Raw genomic sequence first — 18,240 nt, 5'->3', positions numbered from 1 at the left:
GGTCGGACGTCAGGTCTGCAGGTGTGCGAAGAAGCCGATCTGTGGTTCCTCCGGGGTCCCCACGAGCAGTGCGCGGTCCAGGAGCAGGTTGTTGTGCTCACAGCTCGTCTCCGGGAGCATCACACAGGCGTGGCAGGCGGCGAGGTTCGTGCCGCCTGTGCCCGATGCCTCGGACTCGACGCACAGCGGATCGGAGGAGCACCACTCCGCACGGCGTACGGCGGCGCGGATCGTGTGGGCGAGCCGGTCCGGTTCGCCCTGGGCGACGAGCCCCCCGAGGCTGCCCGCCGAGTCGCTGGTGGCCGTGTAGATGAGCATGCCCGACATGTCGCCGTCGGCGTAGAGACGCTCGCGAAGTGCGGCGGCAGGGTAGCCGGCGTCGAGGCTCCATTCGTTGATGAGCACATGGGCCAGGGTGTGGAGCAGCACCATTCGAGGGGTGGCAGGAGAGGCCGGGACCCGGGTCGGGTCGGCCGCGCGTTGCTGGATGAGCCTCTCGTGCGCGGTCCGCATGCGCTCGACGCGTGCTGCCACGGCGGTCGAGCGCTCCCACTCGTCGAGGCGGGTGTCGTCCAATCGGGCGAAAACGCCTTCGCCACGGACCTCCATGGCGGGCAGCCAGGTCAGTTCGGACGTCGAGAGCGCGGCTTCCCTCCCCTCGGTCGTCGCGTCGAGGTCGGCGAGTCGGGTGAACGCCTTGAGAGCGCGGACCTCACGAAGCTTCTTCACCAGCATGGGTCCGGTGACCCCGAGAGGATGCAGGTCGGCCGGATCCCCGAGCGGGGTCTCGCAGACGAACTGCTCGTCGCGGGAATGCTCGCGTTCGTCGTTGCCGGCGCGGAGGCGCTCGTACTCCTTGTGGCGCAGGGCGCGGTACCGGTGGTCGAAAGCAGGCGTCTCCTCGCCGTCGGGATCCTCCTCCCGTTCGGCGTCCAGGAGTGCCATGACCTCGTCGACAGGCACCGGGATCTCGTCCTTGAAGACGAACTTGAGGCACATCTCCACCTCTTCGCGTCCGTTGAGATCGCGGAGCTGCTCCCAATGCTCGGCGAGCGGGTCGGCACGGCCGTCGCTCCAGGGCGGGATGGAGAGCGCCGACTTCAGCACCGGTTGCCACACTGCGGACGAACCTCGCTGGAGGGTGCGGGCGGTGAAGCCGCAGGACTCCGCGGGTACGGACGTACCGAGCCACGGACGGGTGCCGCGGCAGCGCAGTCCGAGGTCCTTCAGGGCGTTCCTGCGGAAGGAGCCCTCCATCGAGACCTCCGGGACACCACAGGTGCACGAGACGACGATGGACCGGAGGGAGGAGCTGCGCCCCGAGGTGCGCAGCTTGAGGGTTCCTCCGCACTGGCCGGCCGTGATCGACCCGGAACCGGAGGTGCGGTGGACCCAGTGCCAGTAGGGGAACTCGTCGAGGTGTCCGCCCTCGCAGGCGATCACGAAGCGGGAGGGGACCAGGTCGGCTTCGCACGTGCCGCAGATGCTTCTGCCGGGGGGCGGGTTGAAATCGCGGTGTCGACGCAGTTCATTGCATTCGGGGCAGGACTGCATCAGGGGGAAGCGGCGCACCCGGACCCCGTCCTTGCTGGCCTCGTCGGACGCCGGAGGCAGCCGGAAGTGCTGGACGCCGAGGAGGCGGGCGAGCCGGCGCTCGTGGATCTTGGGAGATTCGTCGGAGTTCCAGTGGGTGTCGGCTCCGTCCAGGCCGGAGACGACGAATGACTCGTGGTCGACGGCGATCAGCGATCCGACTCCGTACGTCGTGATCATCTGGGAGCGGCGGACCGCGCCTCGGCGGAGCAGGTTGTGGGCGGGAGCGCGACCGTCCGTGCCGGTGCGGCGACGGCGTGCGGGGGGAGGGGTCATCGGGATGCCTCCATGAACAGGGCGGACTCGGCGTCGACATCGCGCAGGCTCCACAGGGTGGGCCAGGCCTCGGCGCCCTCGGACTCGTCGTCGTACGACTTCAGGAGAGACGGTGTGCGGTCGCCCCTCTTCGGTTCGAAGAGCAGGCCGCCATGGACGTCGGCCTCTGCACACCACCACTCGACGAACTCGTCGAAGGCGCGGGAGACGGCCCGGGACTCCTCCGGGTCGATGTGGGCGACGCGCTCGACGAGAACGTTCTTGATCTCCGTACGGAGCCTGTGCTCGTAGGACTCGACCCGCCCGGCGGCGTCGTTGGGACGGGCCTCCGGAATGAGGATGCGTGCGAGGGCGACGATCACGGCGTGCAGCCCGCGTTCGCGTGCCCGGGAGGAGAAGGGAGTGACGGACGTGGACTCCACCTCCCTGTACAGGGCGGAGTGGAAGTGGAGGAAGTTCTCGTAGTGCGAACGGTCCCGGGACCGTGTCGCGTTGAGCATGACGGCGACGAGGCCCGGATGGGCGCGGCCGACACGGCTGGTGGCCTGGATGTACTCGGCCGTGGTCTGCGGCTGGCCCATCACGGCCATCAGCCCAAGCCGGTCCACGTCGACGCCGACCGCGATCATGTTGGTCGCGAGCAGGACGTCCACGGTGTCCGCGTCCGGGAGCTTCTTCTCGATGCCCTTGAGACGGGTGGGGATGTCACTGGCGTCGACCCGGCTCGTCAGTTCCGAGTAGTTGACGGCGGAGCGGACCTCCACTCCTTCCCGCTCGGCGAGCAGTTCCAGATAGGCGACGACGTCGTCATGGACCTGGAGCTCCGCGGCGGAGAGCAGCCGAAGGCTGTTGAAGTAGCCGACGAGGCTCCAGTAGGCGTCGCGGACCTCGTCCTCGGTGCGCGCCTGCTGCGCACGGTGCATGAGGGTGGCGTACGTGCGGATGAGAAGGGTGGACTGGCTGGTGGCGGGGGCGAGGAGACCCACGTAGCGCCGGCTCGCCTTGTCCTCGCGTGGCGTCTCCACCGCGAACCACGAGTCACGGGAGTCCAGGCCGGCGGGCGGGAACTGGCGCACGTCACGATCGAAGAGGTTGAGGCCCTGCGTCGCGGCTCGACGGATGGTCGCGGTGGAGGCGATCACCTTGGGCCTGTCGGCGAGGGCGTCCACCGCGGTCTCGTAGAGGCCGGTGAGCGTCCCGAGCGGGCCCGAGATCAGGTGGAGCTCGTCCTGGACGATCAGTTCGGGGGGCGGAGTGCGGTCGGTCTGCCCGTCCCGATTGAAGAGAGCCGCGGTGGCCGGACGCCACGGCATCGAGGCGAATTTGTCGACGGTGGCGATCACCAGGGTCGGGCGGGCGTCGTAGACGGCCTCGTCGATCAGGTGGACCGGCAGACCGTCGGAGAAGTCGCAGCCGGAGCCGGGGCAGCGGACGTACATCCGCCTGTCGTCCGGCTCGACCTCGTAGTCGCGGGCGTCCAGGCGCGTTCCGCACCATGAGCAGGCATGCAGTTGAACCGGGTTCTTGGTGGCCAGGCGTTTGTCGAGGTCCTTGCGGAGTTCGGCGAGTTTCGCCTCCGCCTCCTCGAGGGTGTTGGGCGTGGCAGAGCGCCCCACCCACATCCCGATGGAGAACTCCTCGGTGCCCAGCTCGTCGGGCAGGTCTCGGCGCAGCACCTCCATGGCGCAGACCAGGATCGCGGCTCGTTCGAACTGCTGAAGCGTGAGCAGCCGCAGCGTGTAGCGCATCAGTACGGTGACGCCGCCGCCGTCCGTGCCGCGCCGGATGCGACGCAGGAACGCGGTGAACGCGATCAGACCGAGGTAGGCCTCGGTCTTGCCACCACCGGTCGGGAACCACAGCAGGTCCGCGACGGCTCGGTCGTGGTGCCCGGGATCGTCGATGCCGGCGAGGCAGAGCAGTACGAACGCGATCTGGAAGGGACGCCAGCTGCCGGCGGTCGGGTCGGGGAGACCGACCCGGCCGGCCTTGACCCAGGCGCTACGGGCCCGCTGTTCGGCCATGGCTCGGTTCGCGAGCCTGAAGGCCCGCATCACGTCCGGTTCGTCGCCGAGGAGCTCGATGCCCTCCCGGATCCTTCCGAGTGCTTCCCGACAGGATTCGACCTGGGCGAGGGCCGGCTTCGCGTGAGGCGTGCCGGCGAGGGCGGCTGCCTCCGCCTCCTTGCGGTCGATCCAGTGCTCGTAGCCTGCGGCGAGCGCCTTCAGAGCATCCAGGACGTCGGCGTCCGAGCCCTCGGCGAGACCGAGCATGGACAGGGCGGAGCTGTCGATCTCCGGGTTGGAGTCGGTGAGCAGCACTTCGACGCTGGGCACGAACTCGCTGCGCACTTCGGGCACGGCGGCGTCCACGGACTCCGTCATCCCGATCGGTGGCGGTGCCCAGTCCCATGCGGCGGCGCAGCCGTGACCGACGGCGAAGGTCGGGGCGTGGCGGTGGAGCAACCGGCTGGTGGCGACCTCGGGGTCGTGGGCGGCGACCGGCGCCGGGCGCACGACGAACGCGCTGGAGCCGTCGGCCGCGCGGACGGTGAGTCCGCACTGGAAGAGCGATGCCGCGTCCTGGAGGTCGTACTCGCCGATGCGCTGTGTGTTCACCAGCGTGACCGTGATCGTGACCGTGCCGGTGGTCGCGTCGGGGCGACGGACGTTGACGCGGAGTGCCGCGCCGTGGCCGAGCTCGACCCGCAGAGCCGGGTTCGGCGAGGTCACGTCGACCGGGATCTCCGGCAGTGCGAGCACCTTGCGTCGCCACTGTTCCTGCTGGTCGGAGGTGGTTCGGGCCTCGGCGCGGCGGGCCGGGACGGGGCTACCGTCCGCGTCGGTGGGCTCGTAGACCGCGGCGCGGGCCTGGATCATGATCGTGGGGCTCAGGATCGGATCGACCGCGAAGGTGAGTCCCATCGAGGACGGGCGGCGGGACCCGGCGGCGCCGATCTCGTCCGCGGTGCCCGACTCCTCCACGTCGTCCCGGGACCGCATCGGTGCGCTGTCCGAGCCGGCATGCTCCTCCTCGTCCTCACGCATCCGGTCCTCAGCGGCGGCGTTCGAGGACCTCGGGTACAGGACCCCGGTGAGGTAGCGGTCGATCGGGGCGTCCTGGAGGAGGACCTCGTCCCGCTCGTCCGGCGGGGCGTCGGGGGAGGGACCGAGGAGTTCACGACGCAGCCCCGTCAGGAGTTCCTCGTCCCGGACCCGGTAGTGCTCGGCGTGACGGCCTGCCACGTGCGTCATGCGGTCATCTCCTCGTTGTCGTCGGCCCGGCGGTATCCACCGATGCCGGTGATCTGGGGCGCGATCCACACTCCTCGGTCGCCGAGGCCGGCGTTGGCGCCGGCAGCGGTGCTGCCCGTCACGGTCTCCAGGGTGTCGATCCGTATGCCGTGGATCTCGTCGGGCCACCAGGGGTCCCAGGTCCGATTCACCTTCTGCACCTGGAACAGCTCCTCGCGGAACGTCCGGGAGGCCTCACCGATCTCGCACCCGTCGTGCACGAGGGCGTAGGGCGGGCTCTGGTGTTCTCCCGCCGGAAGGCCGTGGCGCCTGCGCAGCACCACCTCGTGCCCGGGGAGAACCCGCCTCAGGAGGTACGCCTGCGTCGTGACGGCGTCGGTCTCGTGGCCCGGCGGATCGTTCCGGTCGACGTCCCCGGCCTCGGAGACGATTCCGTACCTGTCGTACGACCGCCACCCACCCACGTACCTGCGGCCGTTCCTTCTGCCCTCCGCGCGCCTCAGGACCGGCAACCGGGGGGAGTGCACGTGGTAGAGGTCCTGGCGGGCGCGCGTCATCGCCACGTAGAGGGCTCGGGCCTCGGCGGGCAGGTCCAGCTCGTCCTTGTACTGCTTGCGAAGTTCGGCCACCGTCGGTGGGGTCAGGACGATGACGCGGTCGAACTCGAGCCCCTTGGCCCGGTGCACGGTGGTGACGACGATGCGCGAGGTCTCCGGGTCGGCCGCCTCGTCGGGGAACCGACCGTCCGCGACGGAGCGGCGCAGACGCTCGAGGTCGAGTGCGTTGCGGCCGGTCCCGCGTGCGGCACGTCGCAGCACCGACCACAGGGCGGTCGCATTCGGCTCGAACGGCAGAGAGATCTCGTCCAGCAGGGCACGGAAGCGGTCCTCGGTGAGGCTGCCGGCCTCGGTACGGCGCAACAACTCGGCCACCCAGTACGGGACCGGCCGGTCCTCGAGGGGACGTCGCAGCCGGTGGGCGATGCCGTGCTGGTGGAGGAGATCGGACACCACCAGGGCCTGTCGATTGTCCCGGGTGAGGATCGCGCAGGTGTCGGAGAGGTTCCGCAGACCGTCCAGCGTCAACGGATCGGTGAGGTCGCCCACTCCGTTCGCAGGTTCCAGCAGCAGCTCGCGCAGCTCCTCGTACAGTGTCGCCGCCAGGTCCGTGTCGGCGAGCTGCTGCAGCCGCGGCCCGTACGCCAGTGCCGCCCCGGCCTCGGGGGTGGCGGCCCGGAAGTTCTGTGTGAGCTGCAGCTCGACCAGGTCGTCGGGGAACGAACAGCGCAGCCAGTCGAAGAACCGACCGGTCTCGTCGATGCGCTCGGCCAAGTCCTCGATCTGGAAGCCGTACACGGTCTGGGCGGCATCACCGACGACGGTGAACCCGCAACTGTCCTGATACCGGTCCAGAAGGGTCTCCACCAGCTCACGGCGGGCCCCCAACAGGTCCTGGACCTCGTCGATCACGACGTGGGCGGGCGGAACGGCGTCGCCTGCCTCCAGCGCTCCCTTCTCGATAGCCTGTGCCGCGGCCGCGATCCGCCCTTCGAAGCCGACCGAGCCCCACTCGCCGTCCGGATGGGCCTGCCGGAGCACCCCGTAGGCCCAGGCGTCGAAGGTCTGCGCCCGGACTCGACGGGCTCGCTCCCCGTGCCGGGTGATCCGCTCCCGCAGCTCACGTGCCGCTGCCCGGGAGAAGGTGAGGACAAGGATCTCGGCAGCCTCCAGAGCCTCCTCCGGGTCCTCGTGCCCGCACAGTGCGTCGAGCCGACGCACCAAGGTGTGCGTCTTGCCTGCTCCTGCCCCGGCCGTGACCAGCACACGGGCGTCCCAGGGCTGCTCGACCACGGCCCGCTGCTCGTCGGTGAGCGGGGGACTGTCGAGGTAGGTGTCGGTCACTTGCGGCTCCAGAGGTGCTCGAACTGGTTGAACGCGAGTTGGGTGTCGAAGTTCTCGATGTTGTCGCTGACGTTGAGGATCAGGCAGGTGTCCTTGCCGCCGTTCCTGGGGCCGCGCAGGCCACGACCGATCATCTGCTGGTAGACGTTGGTGCTGTAGACCGGGCGGGCCACCACCACGACGCGGGTCGCGGGAGCGTCGAACCCCTGGGTGAGGACGCCGTAGTTGGTGAGGACGCGGATGCGTCCCGCACGGAACTCCTCGATGCGCCGCCGACGGTCCTGGGCGCTGGTCGTCGAGTCCACGGCCGCGGCCGGGACACCGCGGTCGTTGAGCATGGCTGCCAGGTACTTGGCGTGGTCCACGGAGGTGGCGAAGAGCAGGGTCGGCCAGTCCTCCGGGAGGGCGACCACCTCGTCGACGATGCGGCGGCTGCGGGTGTGGTCGTCGGCGAGCCGCTGCTCGGCGGCGCGCGCGAGCGTGGCCATCCGGTCCGCCTGCGCCTTCTCCTCACGGGTCAGTTCGATCCGGCCGCCTTCCAGGGTGCGGTGCTCGACCTGTGCGAGCATGCCCCATTCCTGGAGGTCCCGGTACGGATCGCCGGACGGGAACACGCCCTCGTCGAGCCGCTTGTTGCCGAAGCGCTTGACCAGCCGGTCGGTCTCCTCCTCGTTGGTGTTGCGGAACGGGGTGGCCGTCAGGCCCAACAGGTGGCGCTTCGTCTCGTACTGGGTGAGACCCAACTGCCCCAGGATTCCCGTGTACCGCTTGGAGACGGCGGTGTGGGCCTCGTCCACGATCACCAGGGCGGCCTGCCGCAGCCAGTCGTACGCCTCGGTGTCCAGGCAGCGCTCCAGTTTGGCGTCCGTGGCGACGACGAGATGCGGATGGTCGACGACGTCCCCGACCTCGTTGGTGCTCCACAACCGGCTGATGGTGAGCGGTCGTTCCGCACCCACCTTGTTCCAGACGAACTTCCAGCTCTGAACGGCCTGCTCGCACAGCTCCTCGGTCTGCGCGATCCACAGCAGCGGACCCTGCAGGTCACCCACCTGCTTGACCCATCGGATCACGGCTTCCGCCGTGACCCGGGTCTTGCCGGCGCCGGTGGGCAACGACAGCATGGCGCGCTGCGGGGCCAGCCGGTCGAGCAGCGTGCTGATGTTGCGGACCAGGTCCTCCTGGTAGTCGTGGAGGCGGGGGAAGTCCCTGGGGCCGTCCACGGTCTCGAACGCGGGCGGCGACGGGGTCCTGGAACCGGCGAAGGTCACCGGGAGTCGCAGGTCGGAGACGAAGGCGATGGCCGCCGACGAACCGCCGTAGGCGACCGGGGCGTTGGGAAATGTGGCCTGAATGTCCCGGGCGTGCTGCTGGAGCACTCCGTCGCCGTGTGCGTTGAAGGCCATCTGGGCGATCCGGTGCGGGGACGGCTCCGTACCGTCGCTCTCCTGCAGCTCGGCTTCCATCAGGCCTTCGGGCAGCCCTGACCGCAGGGCCTCGGCGCCGATCAGGAGCTCGATCTTCGAGACGACGTCCTCGGCGTCGCGTACGGCCCTGAGCGCCGCCCTCGTCTCGCTGTCCCGGGCCATGCGTTCCTGGTGCTCCAGAACCGCCCTGCAACCGGCCGCACCGAGTCCCAACTCCAGTTCACGGTCGATCAGCCGCAGCATCGGTTCGGGGTCCACCGGGACACGGACCTTCACCGTGCTGCCCTGGCGCACCGCGTCCAGCTGGCGAGGCTTGGTGCCGTTGGGGGTGCGGGTCACCTCCTCCAGTTCGGTGCACCGCTGCACCAGGCTGTTCCGGTGGGTGCTGTTGAGCCGCTGGCGAAGGGCGGGGTACAACTCGACCAGAGCCACGGGGTCACCGTCCGGGACCTCACGGGTCTCCTTGCTGATCACGTCGGCGTAGCGGAGCATGCCCCACTTCTCGACCATCAACTCGGCGTCCGCCGCGCTCGGCACCAGCAGCGCGGGAAGCTGTTCGGCGCGCAGCGCCCGGTACTCGGTCGGACCGACCGCGACGGTGATCTCCTCGTCCGGTCGATCGCCCCACGCGTCACCGATGCGGCAACGGGTCAACGAGTCCTCGGGGAAGTCCGCGCCGAACCGGGTCAGCATCACGTAGGTGGCTCCCACGAAGGTGTCGTCCTCGCTCCGGGCCACTTCGGTGAGAAGGTTCTCCCAACGCGCGGACGGGACTTCCTCGACCGTGGTCGGCAGGCGCAGCTTCCGGGCCTTCTCCGGCGAGATCTCGGCGACCGGCAGCACATCGCGATAGGCGGCCAGCTGAGGGCCGACCGCTTCCCTCAGCGGCTTGATCCCCTGGGAGGTGGCGACCGTCCCGTACTTCCTGAACAGCCAGCGGATCGGCGACGCAACGGCCTGCCGCGTACTCGTCTGCGCACCGATCTGGCGGGTCCAGTTGTCCACGACGGCGTCGTCCGGCAGCGCCTTCAGGAAGGCCGCGCGGGACTCCTCCGAGAGCGATCGGAAGAGGTACAGGGGACCGCCGACGGCGGAGCCCTCCACCTTCATCCGACCGATGGAGGGGCGCGGGGCGTGGTCGTCCAGGGACCGCAGATAGGCCGAGTGGACTGCCTCCCGGTACTCCTCGAACCATTCCTCGCCGTCCGGTCGCACCGAGGTCGAAGGCAGCGCGCGCAGGCCGATCTCCGAGAAGAAGGGCACGTCGTCGGAGTGGAAGCCCATGTCGACGGCGATGCTCGGGTCACGCTGCGGGTCGACGACCGGCCCCGGAAGCATGCAGTCGCGCACGGGCCGGAACCTGCCGTCCGCGGTGCGTACGCGCAGCGTCTCGCGGGCGCCCGGGACCCTCTCCAGCACTCTGTGGGCCAGTCGGCGTCCGCCCGCCCGACGGAACAGCTCCCAGAATCGCTCCCACTCGGTGTCCCCGTACCCGTCGAAGCCCTGATCGAGGACGCTGAAGAACCGCCCTTCGGCGTCCGCCTCCCGGATGCCGAGGACATCGAGTGCGTGGGCGAGCGACGGATCCTGGGCGATGTCGCCGACCACGTACACGAGGGTCTCCCGCAGCCCTCCCTCGTCGGCGCGTCGGAAGACGCGGCCCGGGACGGGGGCGACGAGGCCGTGTTCCTCGGTGAGCACGATGCGGGCCCTGCGGGCCTCCTCGGCGTACGGTGACCTGATCTCGATCATCTCCGCAAGGATGCGGATCGCCACTGCGGATGCTTCGGCAGTGCCGCACTCGACGAGCGCCTCCAGCCAGGTGCGCACGTCCGTGCGCTTGTGCTCGGCCGCCGAGAGTATGTGCTCCACCTTGCCGGAGCGCAGGAGGTCGGCCTCGGCGTTGGGATGCAGCCAGTCCGCGGGGCGACCGGGGCACTCGTGCCACATGCGGAGCCATCCGGTGAGGCGCTTCTGGTCCTTGTCGAGGCGGGGGTGCACCCGCAGTTCCGTGGGCACGCGGAGCACCCCGTCCTGGTCGGGCAACGACGGTCGGACCGCGGTCCGTTCCCAGATCTCCCGGGTGAGGGACTCGTCCGCCCAGCTGATGGCCTCCTTCGCGCGTCCCGGCAGCAGCGGGAGATAGGCGGCAGGGTCCTCGGCGGGGGCGAGCCGGGGGAGCGCGTCGACGACCAGAGCCGCCGAGACCTTGACCATCTCCTCGTTGAAGGCGGACGAGTCGAGGAGGTTCTGTCGGTCCTCGTTCGTCTTCCATGCGCCGTTGAGGATGCCGCTGAGAGACATCTCGTACTTGGTCGGGAAGAACGACCAGAAGCGTCCACGGCCGCGGGACCGGGGGGAGATGTACAGTCCGCTCTCCGTATCCCGCTCCAGCGCCGGCACGGCCCAGGCGAGGTCGAGCGCGAGACGGTCGTGCAGCTCACCGGCGTCGGCCCGGGCCGCCGGCCCCGGCTCGTGGGTCACGGAGAAGACCCGCCATCGGGCGGTGGTGGTGGGCTTCCCCGTCCGCTCCTCCGCCACGGTGTGCAGGTCGCCTTCCTGCTCGGTGGTCAGGACACGACGGGCGACCGGCCGAGGCCTGCGGTCTTCGAGGACGACCTTCGCCACGTGTGGGGAGAGGAGTTGGAAGCCGACCGGGAACTCCTCGCGGGACGCCCCGGCGCCCTTGCGCCCGCCATGCATGTCCTGGGCCAGCTTGTCTGCGGCACCGGGGAGCAGCGGCAGGCGCACGACGGTGACGGCCCATTCGAGCAGCTCGTCGAGAACGGGGTCCTGGGCACGTTCGGCAGCCATGTCGAGGGGGCGCGCCATGCGCAGCACCGGTGCTTCGAAGTTCTCCCCCAGACGGTCCGTCACGCCCGGCACCGAGCGGATCCGCTCGTGGGCCCACTCGCGGTCGAACCCGAAGGAACCGGTGCTGCTGAAGAACTGCGGGGTGTCGGTGACGACGAGCACTGATTTCACGCCGACCCCGAAGCGGCCGATCTGACCGCCTCGTTTCCGCGACATGCTCATCCGCAGAATTGTCTCCGCGCCCTCGGGGGTGACAGGAGAGCCCTCATTGGCGCAGTAGAGGTGGGTGTTAGTGAGGACGACGTGGGCGGTACCGCCGGGCTGGGACGCGATTTCGTCGGCCGCGTTCTGCACGAGTTCGAACAGCTGGCGATCGCCGTACCCGCCCTGGGTGATCCGACGCTCGCTGTTGGCGTGCTCCGGAATGAGGCCGGGGTCGACCGCATAGGTCTGCAGGACACGTTCCGACTGGTCGAGAACGGTATCGACGACCTGGGATTTGGTGGGCGACATCTTTTCTGCGGCTCCTGGAATCGAGGAAGGTCGGGAAGGGCCTCCGACGGGCCGGCCTTGTGCGGGTCCCGAGCTGTCGGGACCCGCACAAGGCCGGCCCGTCGCACAGTGGTGCACAGGCCGGTGTCAGCCGCCGTGGTCGGCGGTTCCGTACCGTTCGACGTCGAGGCCGTGGACTTCCCTGAGCTCCTCTTCCGTCGTTCCGAAGTCGTCGGCGACCTGCTTCCGTTCCACATCGGTGGACACCATGCTCCAAGCCAGCTGGACGGAGCTTAACTCCCGGCCGCTCGAAGCGGCCGAACAATGGGCGAATCCGTATGAATCCGCCGCCCCCGAAGAATCATCCACGGTGAATCACCAAACCCTTGTTCTAAGCGTTTTCCGGCACGTTGCATCGCCACTCGGGCGGTCACGGGTGACAGCCGATACGAGTGGGACGAGGAAAATATCAGAGGAATTCTGTCCGGTCGCGCCGGTCCGTCGAAGGAGCTTCTTGTGGGGTCCTTTCGGGCGCGCGTCCACGGAGTGGCGGGGAGGAAAAGGGTAGAGTTCTCCCCGTGTTCTCGTCGGAGGCTTTCCGGATGGGATCGCCTTTTCCAACTCCTCCAAGGTAGGGGAATCCCGCGGAGGGTGCCAGGCGATTCGCGATTTCTTCATCAATGGAATTTCGGATTCCGTATCGAGTGGTCGCACAGGCGATTGCAAAACGGGCAAGGCGGCGTAAATAGATGCAATTCGGTCGAGACTGTAAAGACTCTTCGATGGCTGAAGATGTCAAGTTCTGATTGACGCGATCTTCTTCGTCAAATTAGCCTGCTCCTGTCCGTAGTCACAGACAGGAGTGGGGTGGTCGCGTGGAGACAGGCGAGGAGTTCGGGCCCTGGTTGGCCCGTCAACTCAGGCTCGCTGGCAGGTCCCAGGCGGAACTGGCCGAAGAGTTGGGACTGACCCGGGCCGCGGTCTCGGCGTGGATCACCAAGCGATCGGTCCCGCGCCCGACCGTCATGGTGGAGATCGCCAAGGCCCTCGGGACGGACCTCGGGACGGTGCACACGCGCACCACCGACACCCAGGTCGGGCTTCCCGTCACCTGGTACCACCGGCCCGGCTACCACGACGGCGGGCGCGACGGCGGCAATGCCGCCGCCTTCGCCTTCGACGCCGACGTCCAGGTGCTCGCCCGGGAGACGTGCCAGAACAGCCTCGACGAGCGACTGGTCGAGAACGGTCGCCCTGTGCGTGTGCGGTACACCATCCACGAACTCACCGGCGGAATGCTGGACGCCTTCCGCAAGGCGATCCTCTGGGACGACCTCCACCCCCACTACTCGTCCGTCTCGCAGGCCGCCTCCCACCAGAAGGTCGGCCGCGTCGTGGACGCCGGTGTGCGCGACATGTTCGAGAAGGGGCGCCTCGTCCTTCTCCGTATCGACGACTACAACGCCTCCGGCCTCACCGGGGACGACTACGACGACGGCAAGTTCGCTGCCGTCGTCCGTCGACAGCTGGAGAGCCTCAAGTCCGGTCGCGGCGCGGGTGGTTCCTACGGCCTCGGCAAGGCGACACTCTGGGCGACCAGCGCGCTCGGCATGGTCCTCATCAACTCCACGCTCTCCGTCCCCCACGAGGGGCGGACCGAGCGTCGTGTCATCGGTCGACTGGAGCTGCCCTGGCGTTCCGTCGACGGGGAGGTGTACGCCGGCCCGGCGTGGCTGGGGCGCCCCGACCCGGACAGCCCGGGTGCGCAGGTGGCCCGCTCCTGGTGGGCGGACGAGGAGACGGTCGCGAGTCTGCACCTCACCCGCGACAGCGACGAACCCGGCACCTCCTTCCTCATCGTCGGTGCCCATGACGTGGCCAGCCTCGACCAGAGCACCGCCGACATCGACTCCGACGAGGAGGACGGTGCCGATGACGACGGGACCCGGGACGTCCGCGCCATGCACCGCCGGTTGGTCGAGGCGCTGGGACGGGACTTCTGGGCCGCGATGACCGGTGGCGGAAACCACCTCCCTCTCCTGGAGACCTCGGTGCGCACCCTGCGCAACGGCGAGGTCGTCGTCGAGGAGGAGAAGGTCGACCCCGTCGTCACCCAACCGTCCCGCACCAGGGCGCTGCGTGCCTTCTACGAAGGAACGACCGTGGACCGGCTCACGGAAGCCGGTCAGGTCGCCCTCCGCACGGTCCCGTTCAAGCTGCCTCTCGCGGGCGGGCGCCGCGGCACCCTCGGCACACACCAGGCCGTGCTCCTGGTCACGGACGCCGAGGACGCGGACGGCGTCCCCAACCAGGTCCACTCGCTGCGCGGCAACAGGATGACCATCAAGAAGTCCGGGGTCGCCGGACTGCCCCTCGGCGTCAACGCCTTCCAGGCCGTTCTCCTCACGGGGCACGCGGCCGGGGATTCGGTTCCGTTCGTCGATGAGGCCGAGGACTTCCTGCGCGCGGCCGAGCCGCCCGAGCACGACCGTTGGGGACAGACGGAGGAGCTGACCCTGCGCTGGTCGCACACCGCCCACCACCGCATCAGCAGGCTCACCACCGAGGTCAACTCGGCGGTGAAGGAGCTGGTCGCCAAGCCGAGACGCTCCGTCGGCGAAGGGGGCACGAAGCTGCGGAAGGCACTCACCGTTCCCCGCAAGACCGCGACGCCCCGGCGCCCGGCGGGGCCGGGCTTGCCGGAGCTGGACAGTCTGGAAGCCTCGATCGGCGAGGCGGGCGAGTGGCGCATCACCGCCGAGGTGAAGCTTCCGCGTGCCGACGAGCTTCCCGCCATGACTCCGACGGTCCTGCTCGATGTGAGGTCGGGCAGTCGCCCCAGGCTCGACTGGGCGGAGCTCGTGGCCGTGGACGGCTGTGAGGTCGAGAACGGTGTGCTCCGCTTCTCGCCCGGCGCCCGGCGTGCCGTGTTCCAGGGCTCCACCGACGTCACCAGCCATCCGGTCCGTACCGCGCTCACACGGCTCGTGCTCGAACTGCGCGCCGGCAAGGGGGAGTGAGCCATGAAGTTCTACCCGTACAAGCGAGTCGTCCGCCCGATCACCCTTCGGGTCACCTCCGCCGCGCTCAGACTGCCCGACGGAAACCGCGACCATCTGGACACGTCGGCGTTCTCCACACAGCAGCGGACCGTCGCTCTGGGCGTGGCGCAGCACGACGACTGGGTTTCGGCCAGGATCGGCCTGTCCGCCACGCTGCCGCCGGGTGTCGACTCCGAAGACGCCCCGTGGACCGAGCTGCGCGTCCTGGCGGTCCTGACCGATGGCGAGACGAACGTGCGCACCGCCGTCGACCTCCGGCAGGACGCCCCGGGGAGCAAGGAGTGGTCCGGGGCCGTCGAGGTGTTCCGTGACGACCATGTCGGTCGCGCCACGCTCGCGGCCCTGGCCGTCGCCACGGTCGACGGTGTGTCCGGCAGGTCGATCGCGGAGACCGACGAGGACTGGACCGTCGACGTCGTGGCGGAGGAGCCGCTCGGCGGCCTGCGCCTCGACGTGAAGCAGGTCAGCTTCTCGAAGAGCTCACGGGAATGGCTGCGCCCCTACTCCGACGCACCATGGATCGTGGATGCCTCGGGACGGCTGCCCACGGTCCTGATCAACGGAGACATCGAGGGCTTCTCCGACCTGCTGGGCGCCGAGAGCGGAGGTCTCGAGAGCAAGGTCCACGAGATGCTCGTCGCGCAGATGGCCACCGACGTCTGGACCGCGGTGTTCCACAGTTCCGTGGGCGACCTGGAGGTGGAACCCGACGGCTCGCCGATCTTCCCCACCGACTGGCAGGGCGAGGTGCTGCGCGAGATGCTCCCCGACGTCGTGCCGGGCGTCCACGTGGAGGAGGCGCTTCGTCGGGTCCACCGGCGGCGCACCGGCGACGCGGGATGGGTGGAGCTCCAGACCCGTATCCACTACGCGGCCGTGAGGCGTGCCGGCGCGAGCAAGGCGCTCGCCAACGCCCTGCGCGGGCTGCAGCAACTGAACCGAGGGGACAAGGCATGATCGAGAAACCGCACCACCTCCCTCCGCGGCTCGGCCTGCTCTCCGCCTCGGCGGCCGAGCCTTTCCTCACCGAGGACCTGCTCAACGGGGTCGAGGGCCACGGGGGAGTGGACCTCGCCAAGGTCGTCGAACCGCTGCCGGAGGAAGATCCCCGCTGGGAGGTCGAACAGCTCAGGGAACTCGTGGAGGACGCGCGTCACGGATTCCGTGACAACAGGACGCAGGCCGACGCCTGGTTGGCACCCCGTCTCCACGCGACCCTCCGGCTCACGCGGCGGGAGGCGGCGGACCGAAGGCTGTGGGCCCATCTCGCCCTGGCCGTCGCCCCGGACTACGTGGCGTGGCGGCACCTCTCTGCGGGCACATCGAAGATCAACCCGGAGCGGTTCAAGGGCGCTGTCGATCGCCAGTGCTTCTCGCGGCTGTGGTGGGCGGCGGAGATGTTCCGCAACGGGAACGATTACTCCCCCGTGGTGGCGGCCTGTGCCAACCAGGACCTGATCCACTCCGCCCTACGGCGGGATCTCATCGATCACCGGCCCACAGCCCAGGCCCTGGTCCGCGTCCTGGGGCGGGGGATCGCCACCACCGGCCGTGAGATCGAGGGTCTCATGTCGGCGATCAACGCCGCCGGGGCGACTCTCGTCTACGACGCGTTGGCTCCCGACGAGCCGCGCGACCCCGAGGTGTTGCGTCGGTGGGTCGCGGAGGCGGAGACAGCGCCCTCGGTTCCGCGGCACTCCCTGCCGGACGGGCCCGACGAGGAGCCCGTCCCGGAGGCATCGGTGGCAGCACTCACTGATCTCTTCGCGGATCTGTTCGAGACGGCTCCGGTCAGAGGGCGGACGGCGCAGGTCTGAGCCGGAGGGTCACCTGCCGGTGAGCGGGTGACCCTCCAGACCGCGGTGCTTGAGGAGTTTCACCGTCCGCTCGGGCTTCCAGGCCACCAGCTTTTTGATGCCCTCCTCCAACCTGTCCTCGACCTCCCTCTCGCCGAGGTCGGGTTCGAGCACGTGGCGCAGCACGTGCAGGGCGAGCCGTGGGGGCACCGCGTTGCCGATCTGCTGAGACACATCGTTGCCGTCCCACGGGTATGCGGCGGGGAACGTCTGCAGCACTCCGGCCTCGGCATTGTTGAAACGGTCGAGCTCGTCGTCGAGGTCCGTGTCGGTGCCCTGGTGGACCACGCGGTTCCGCGACACCTTTCCGGTGATTGTTGCGGACGGTGTGTCGTGGTCACGCCGACCACGAGCCTCCGGCACGCCGCCGGTCCCATAGTTGGAGACGACGGTGAACGGAGGACGGAGGCGCACCTGGCCGCCCGAGAACTCCTGGGCGTCCTTCAGCGCGGCCTCCATGGAGATCCACTTCGCAGGCTTCTTCCGGGGCCGTCGGTTCTCGTTCCCGGTGTCGTCCAGAGGCAGTGCGTCGGTGTGGTCGGCCTTCGGCCGGGTGCGGGAAGCGCCGCGGTGATACAGCTCGTGCGTCTCCTCCACCTGCGGAAGGGGATCGCGGCTGGATCCGTCGAGCCTGGCCATCAGCACCGCGCGCCGTCGGGTCTGGGGAACGCCGAAGGCCTCGGTGTGCAGGAACTGCGTCCGGGTCCGGTATCCGAGAGTGTCGAACACGGCGGCGTACTCCTCCCAGACCCGCATCACCGCCGGCACCTGCTCCAGGACGACGGCTTCGTAGGCTGTCGCGCCGGGCCGCCTGCTCCGCTCGATGACCCACCACAGGGGCTGCAGGACGAGCCCCGTCCGCTCGTCGCCCAGCTCCTCGAGCCTGACCTTCAGCTTCTCGAGCGTGCCGGCCAGATCGCCGAACTCCTTGAACAGACCGGCGAGCTCGGCATCCCGGAATGCGAGGCTCTGAGGCACCTTGAGCTGCTTCAGGAGCAGCTTCGCCTCCTCCGGCGAGCTACCCAGTTCCTCGAGCCGATTTCGCATGGCCTTGCGCTTCTCGGTCCTGGACAGTTCCACCGCGCGCTTCTCGGCCTTGACCGCCCTGGCCTCGACCTCCTTGCGCCGAAGTTCCTCGTGGATCTGCCGCCAGGTGCGGAAGACCTGTGTCCAGGCCGACAGCGGGTCGGGATGACCTGCGGTGTTGCGTACGGCCGTGTGCAGGCGATCGATGTACCGGAGCACATCGTCCAGCGCCCTGCGGCCCGCGCCGTGCCCGGCGACGGTGAAGGTCTGGCACGGCGGCCCACCGGTCAGCACCTGTGCATGGGGGAAGAAGGCGGCACGGTACCGCCGCACATCGCCCTGGAAGGTGTCCATCCCCGCCTTGGCGCGGGTCGCACACGCTCCGGCATCCCACTCGATGCCGGTCACCTCGTGCCCGAGGACATGCGCAGCCACATCGAGCCCACCGGGGCCTGCGAAGAGGTCCAGAATGCGGAACTTCGCCGGTGACGGTTGTTGCGTTTCGACGTGACTCATGGGCCCGAAGTCTAGCCGGCGGC

The 18,240-nt window shown here is 69.3% G+C and carries 9 protein-coding genes; 3 read left to right on the top strand and 6 right to left on the bottom strand.

Translation table 11 applies throughout. From position 1 onward, the window contains the following. Positions 1-9: 9 nt before the first annotated feature. The 5 genes from drmB to AB5J54_RS15170 form a co-directional block, all read right to left on the bottom strand. Positions 10-1,869: a DrmB family protein gene (gene drmB / locus AB5J54_RS15190; protein WP_369144457.1), complete on the bottom strand. Its 1,860-nt coding sequence runs from the start codon at positions 1,867-1,869 to the stop codon at positions 10-12. Beyond that, positions 1,866-5,123, bottom strand: coding sequence for a helicase-related protein (locus AB5J54_RS15185; RefSeq protein ID WP_369144456.1), 3,258 nt, complete (start codon positions 5,121-5,123; stop codon positions 1,866-1,868). Before AB5J54_RS15185 ends, drmB begins: the two co-directional genes overlap by 4 nt. After that, complete coding sequence (locus tag AB5J54_RS15180; protein ID WP_369144455.1) at positions 5,120-7,024, bottom strand: UvrD-helicase domain-containing protein; 1,905 nt, start codon at positions 7,022-7,024, stop codon at positions 5,120-5,122. Before AB5J54_RS15180 ends, AB5J54_RS15185 begins: the two co-directional genes overlap by 4 nt. Further along, positions 7,021-11,778, bottom strand: a complete 4,758-nt coding sequence (locus AB5J54_RS15175; RefSeq protein ID WP_369144454.1) for a DEAD/DEAH box helicase — start codon at positions 11,776-11,778, stop codon at positions 7,021-7,023. The genes AB5J54_RS15180 and AB5J54_RS15175 overlap by 4 nt, the downstream gene beginning before the upstream one ends. Before the next feature lie 126 nt (positions 11,779-11,904). Next, positions 11,905-12,027, bottom strand: coding sequence for a hypothetical protein (locus AB5J54_RS15170; protein WP_369144453.1), 123 nt, complete (start codon positions 12,025-12,027; stop codon positions 11,905-11,907). 605 nt (positions 12,028-12,632) lie between these two features. Here AB5J54_RS15170 and AB5J54_RS15165 point away from each other — a divergent pair. Genes AB5J54_RS15165 through AB5J54_RS15155 form a run of 3 tightly spaced genes read left to right on the top strand, consistent with a single transcriptional unit; the run spans position 12,633 to position 16,636 of the window. Next, the gene (locus AB5J54_RS15165; RefSeq protein WP_369144452.1) at positions 12,633-14,777 is read left to right on the top strand and encodes a helix-turn-helix domain-containing protein; all 2,145 of its coding nucleotides are present in this window, start codon (positions 12,633-12,635) and stop codon (positions 14,775-14,777) included. A 3-nt stretch (positions 14,778-14,780) separates the two neighbouring features. Continuing rightward, positions 14,781-15,776: a hypothetical protein gene (locus AB5J54_RS15160; protein WP_369144451.1), complete on the top strand. Its 996-nt coding sequence runs from the start codon at positions 14,781-14,783 to the stop codon at positions 15,774-15,776. Beyond that, positions 15,773-16,636: a DUF6339 family protein gene (locus tag AB5J54_RS15155; RefSeq protein WP_369144450.1), complete on the top strand. Its 864-nt coding sequence runs from the start codon at positions 15,773-15,775 to the stop codon at positions 16,634-16,636. Before AB5J54_RS15160 ends, AB5J54_RS15155 begins: the two co-directional genes overlap by 4 nt. A 9-nt stretch (positions 16,637-16,645) precedes the next feature. Here the strand turns inward: AB5J54_RS15155 and AB5J54_RS15150 are convergent, their stop codons facing one another. Continuing rightward, positions 16,646-18,217, bottom strand: a complete 1,572-nt coding sequence (locus tag AB5J54_RS15150) for a DNA cytosine methyltransferase (protein ID WP_369144449.1) — start codon at positions 18,215-18,217, stop codon at positions 16,646-16,648. Between the last annotated feature and the right edge of the window lie 23 nt (positions 18,218-18,240).

It is taken from the genome of Streptomyces sp. R44 (assembly GCF_041053105.1).
GTDB lineage: Bacteria > Actinomycetota > Actinomycetes > Streptomycetales > Streptomycetaceae > Streptomyces.
This window is presented reverse-complemented; position numbering and strand designations above follow the sequence as displayed.

What these genes read in the sequence shown, in the direction of transcription:
- drmB (WP_369144457.1), bottom strand. Translation starts at nt 1,869, where the DNA reads ATGACCCCTCCCCCCGCACGCCGTCGCCGCACCGGCACGGACGGTCGC.
- AB5J54_RS15185 (WP_369144456.1), bottom strand. Translation starts at nt 5,123, where the DNA reads ATGACGCACGTGGCAGGCCGTCACGCCGAGCACTACCGGGTCCGGGAC.
- AB5J54_RS15175 (WP_369144454.1), bottom strand. Translation starts at nt 11,778, where the DNA reads ATGTCGCCCACCAAATCCCAGGTCGTCGATACCGTTCTCGACCAGTCG.
- AB5J54_RS15170 (WP_369144453.1), bottom strand. Translation starts at nt 12,027, where the DNA reads ATGGTGTCCACCGATGTGGAACGGAAGCAGGTCGCCGACGACTTCGGA.
- AB5J54_RS15160 (WP_369144451.1), top strand. Translation starts at nt 14,781, where the DNA reads ATGAAGTTCTACCCGTACAAGCGAGTCGTCCGCCCGATCACCCTTCGG.
- AB5J54_RS15155 (WP_369144450.1), top strand. Translation starts at nt 15,773, where the DNA reads ATGATCGAGAAACCGCACCACCTCCCTCCGCGGCTCGGCCTGCTCTCC.
- AB5J54_RS15150 (WP_369144449.1), bottom strand. Translation starts at nt 18,217, where the DNA reads ATGAGTCACGTCGAAACGCAACAACCGTCACCGGCGAAGTTCCGCATT.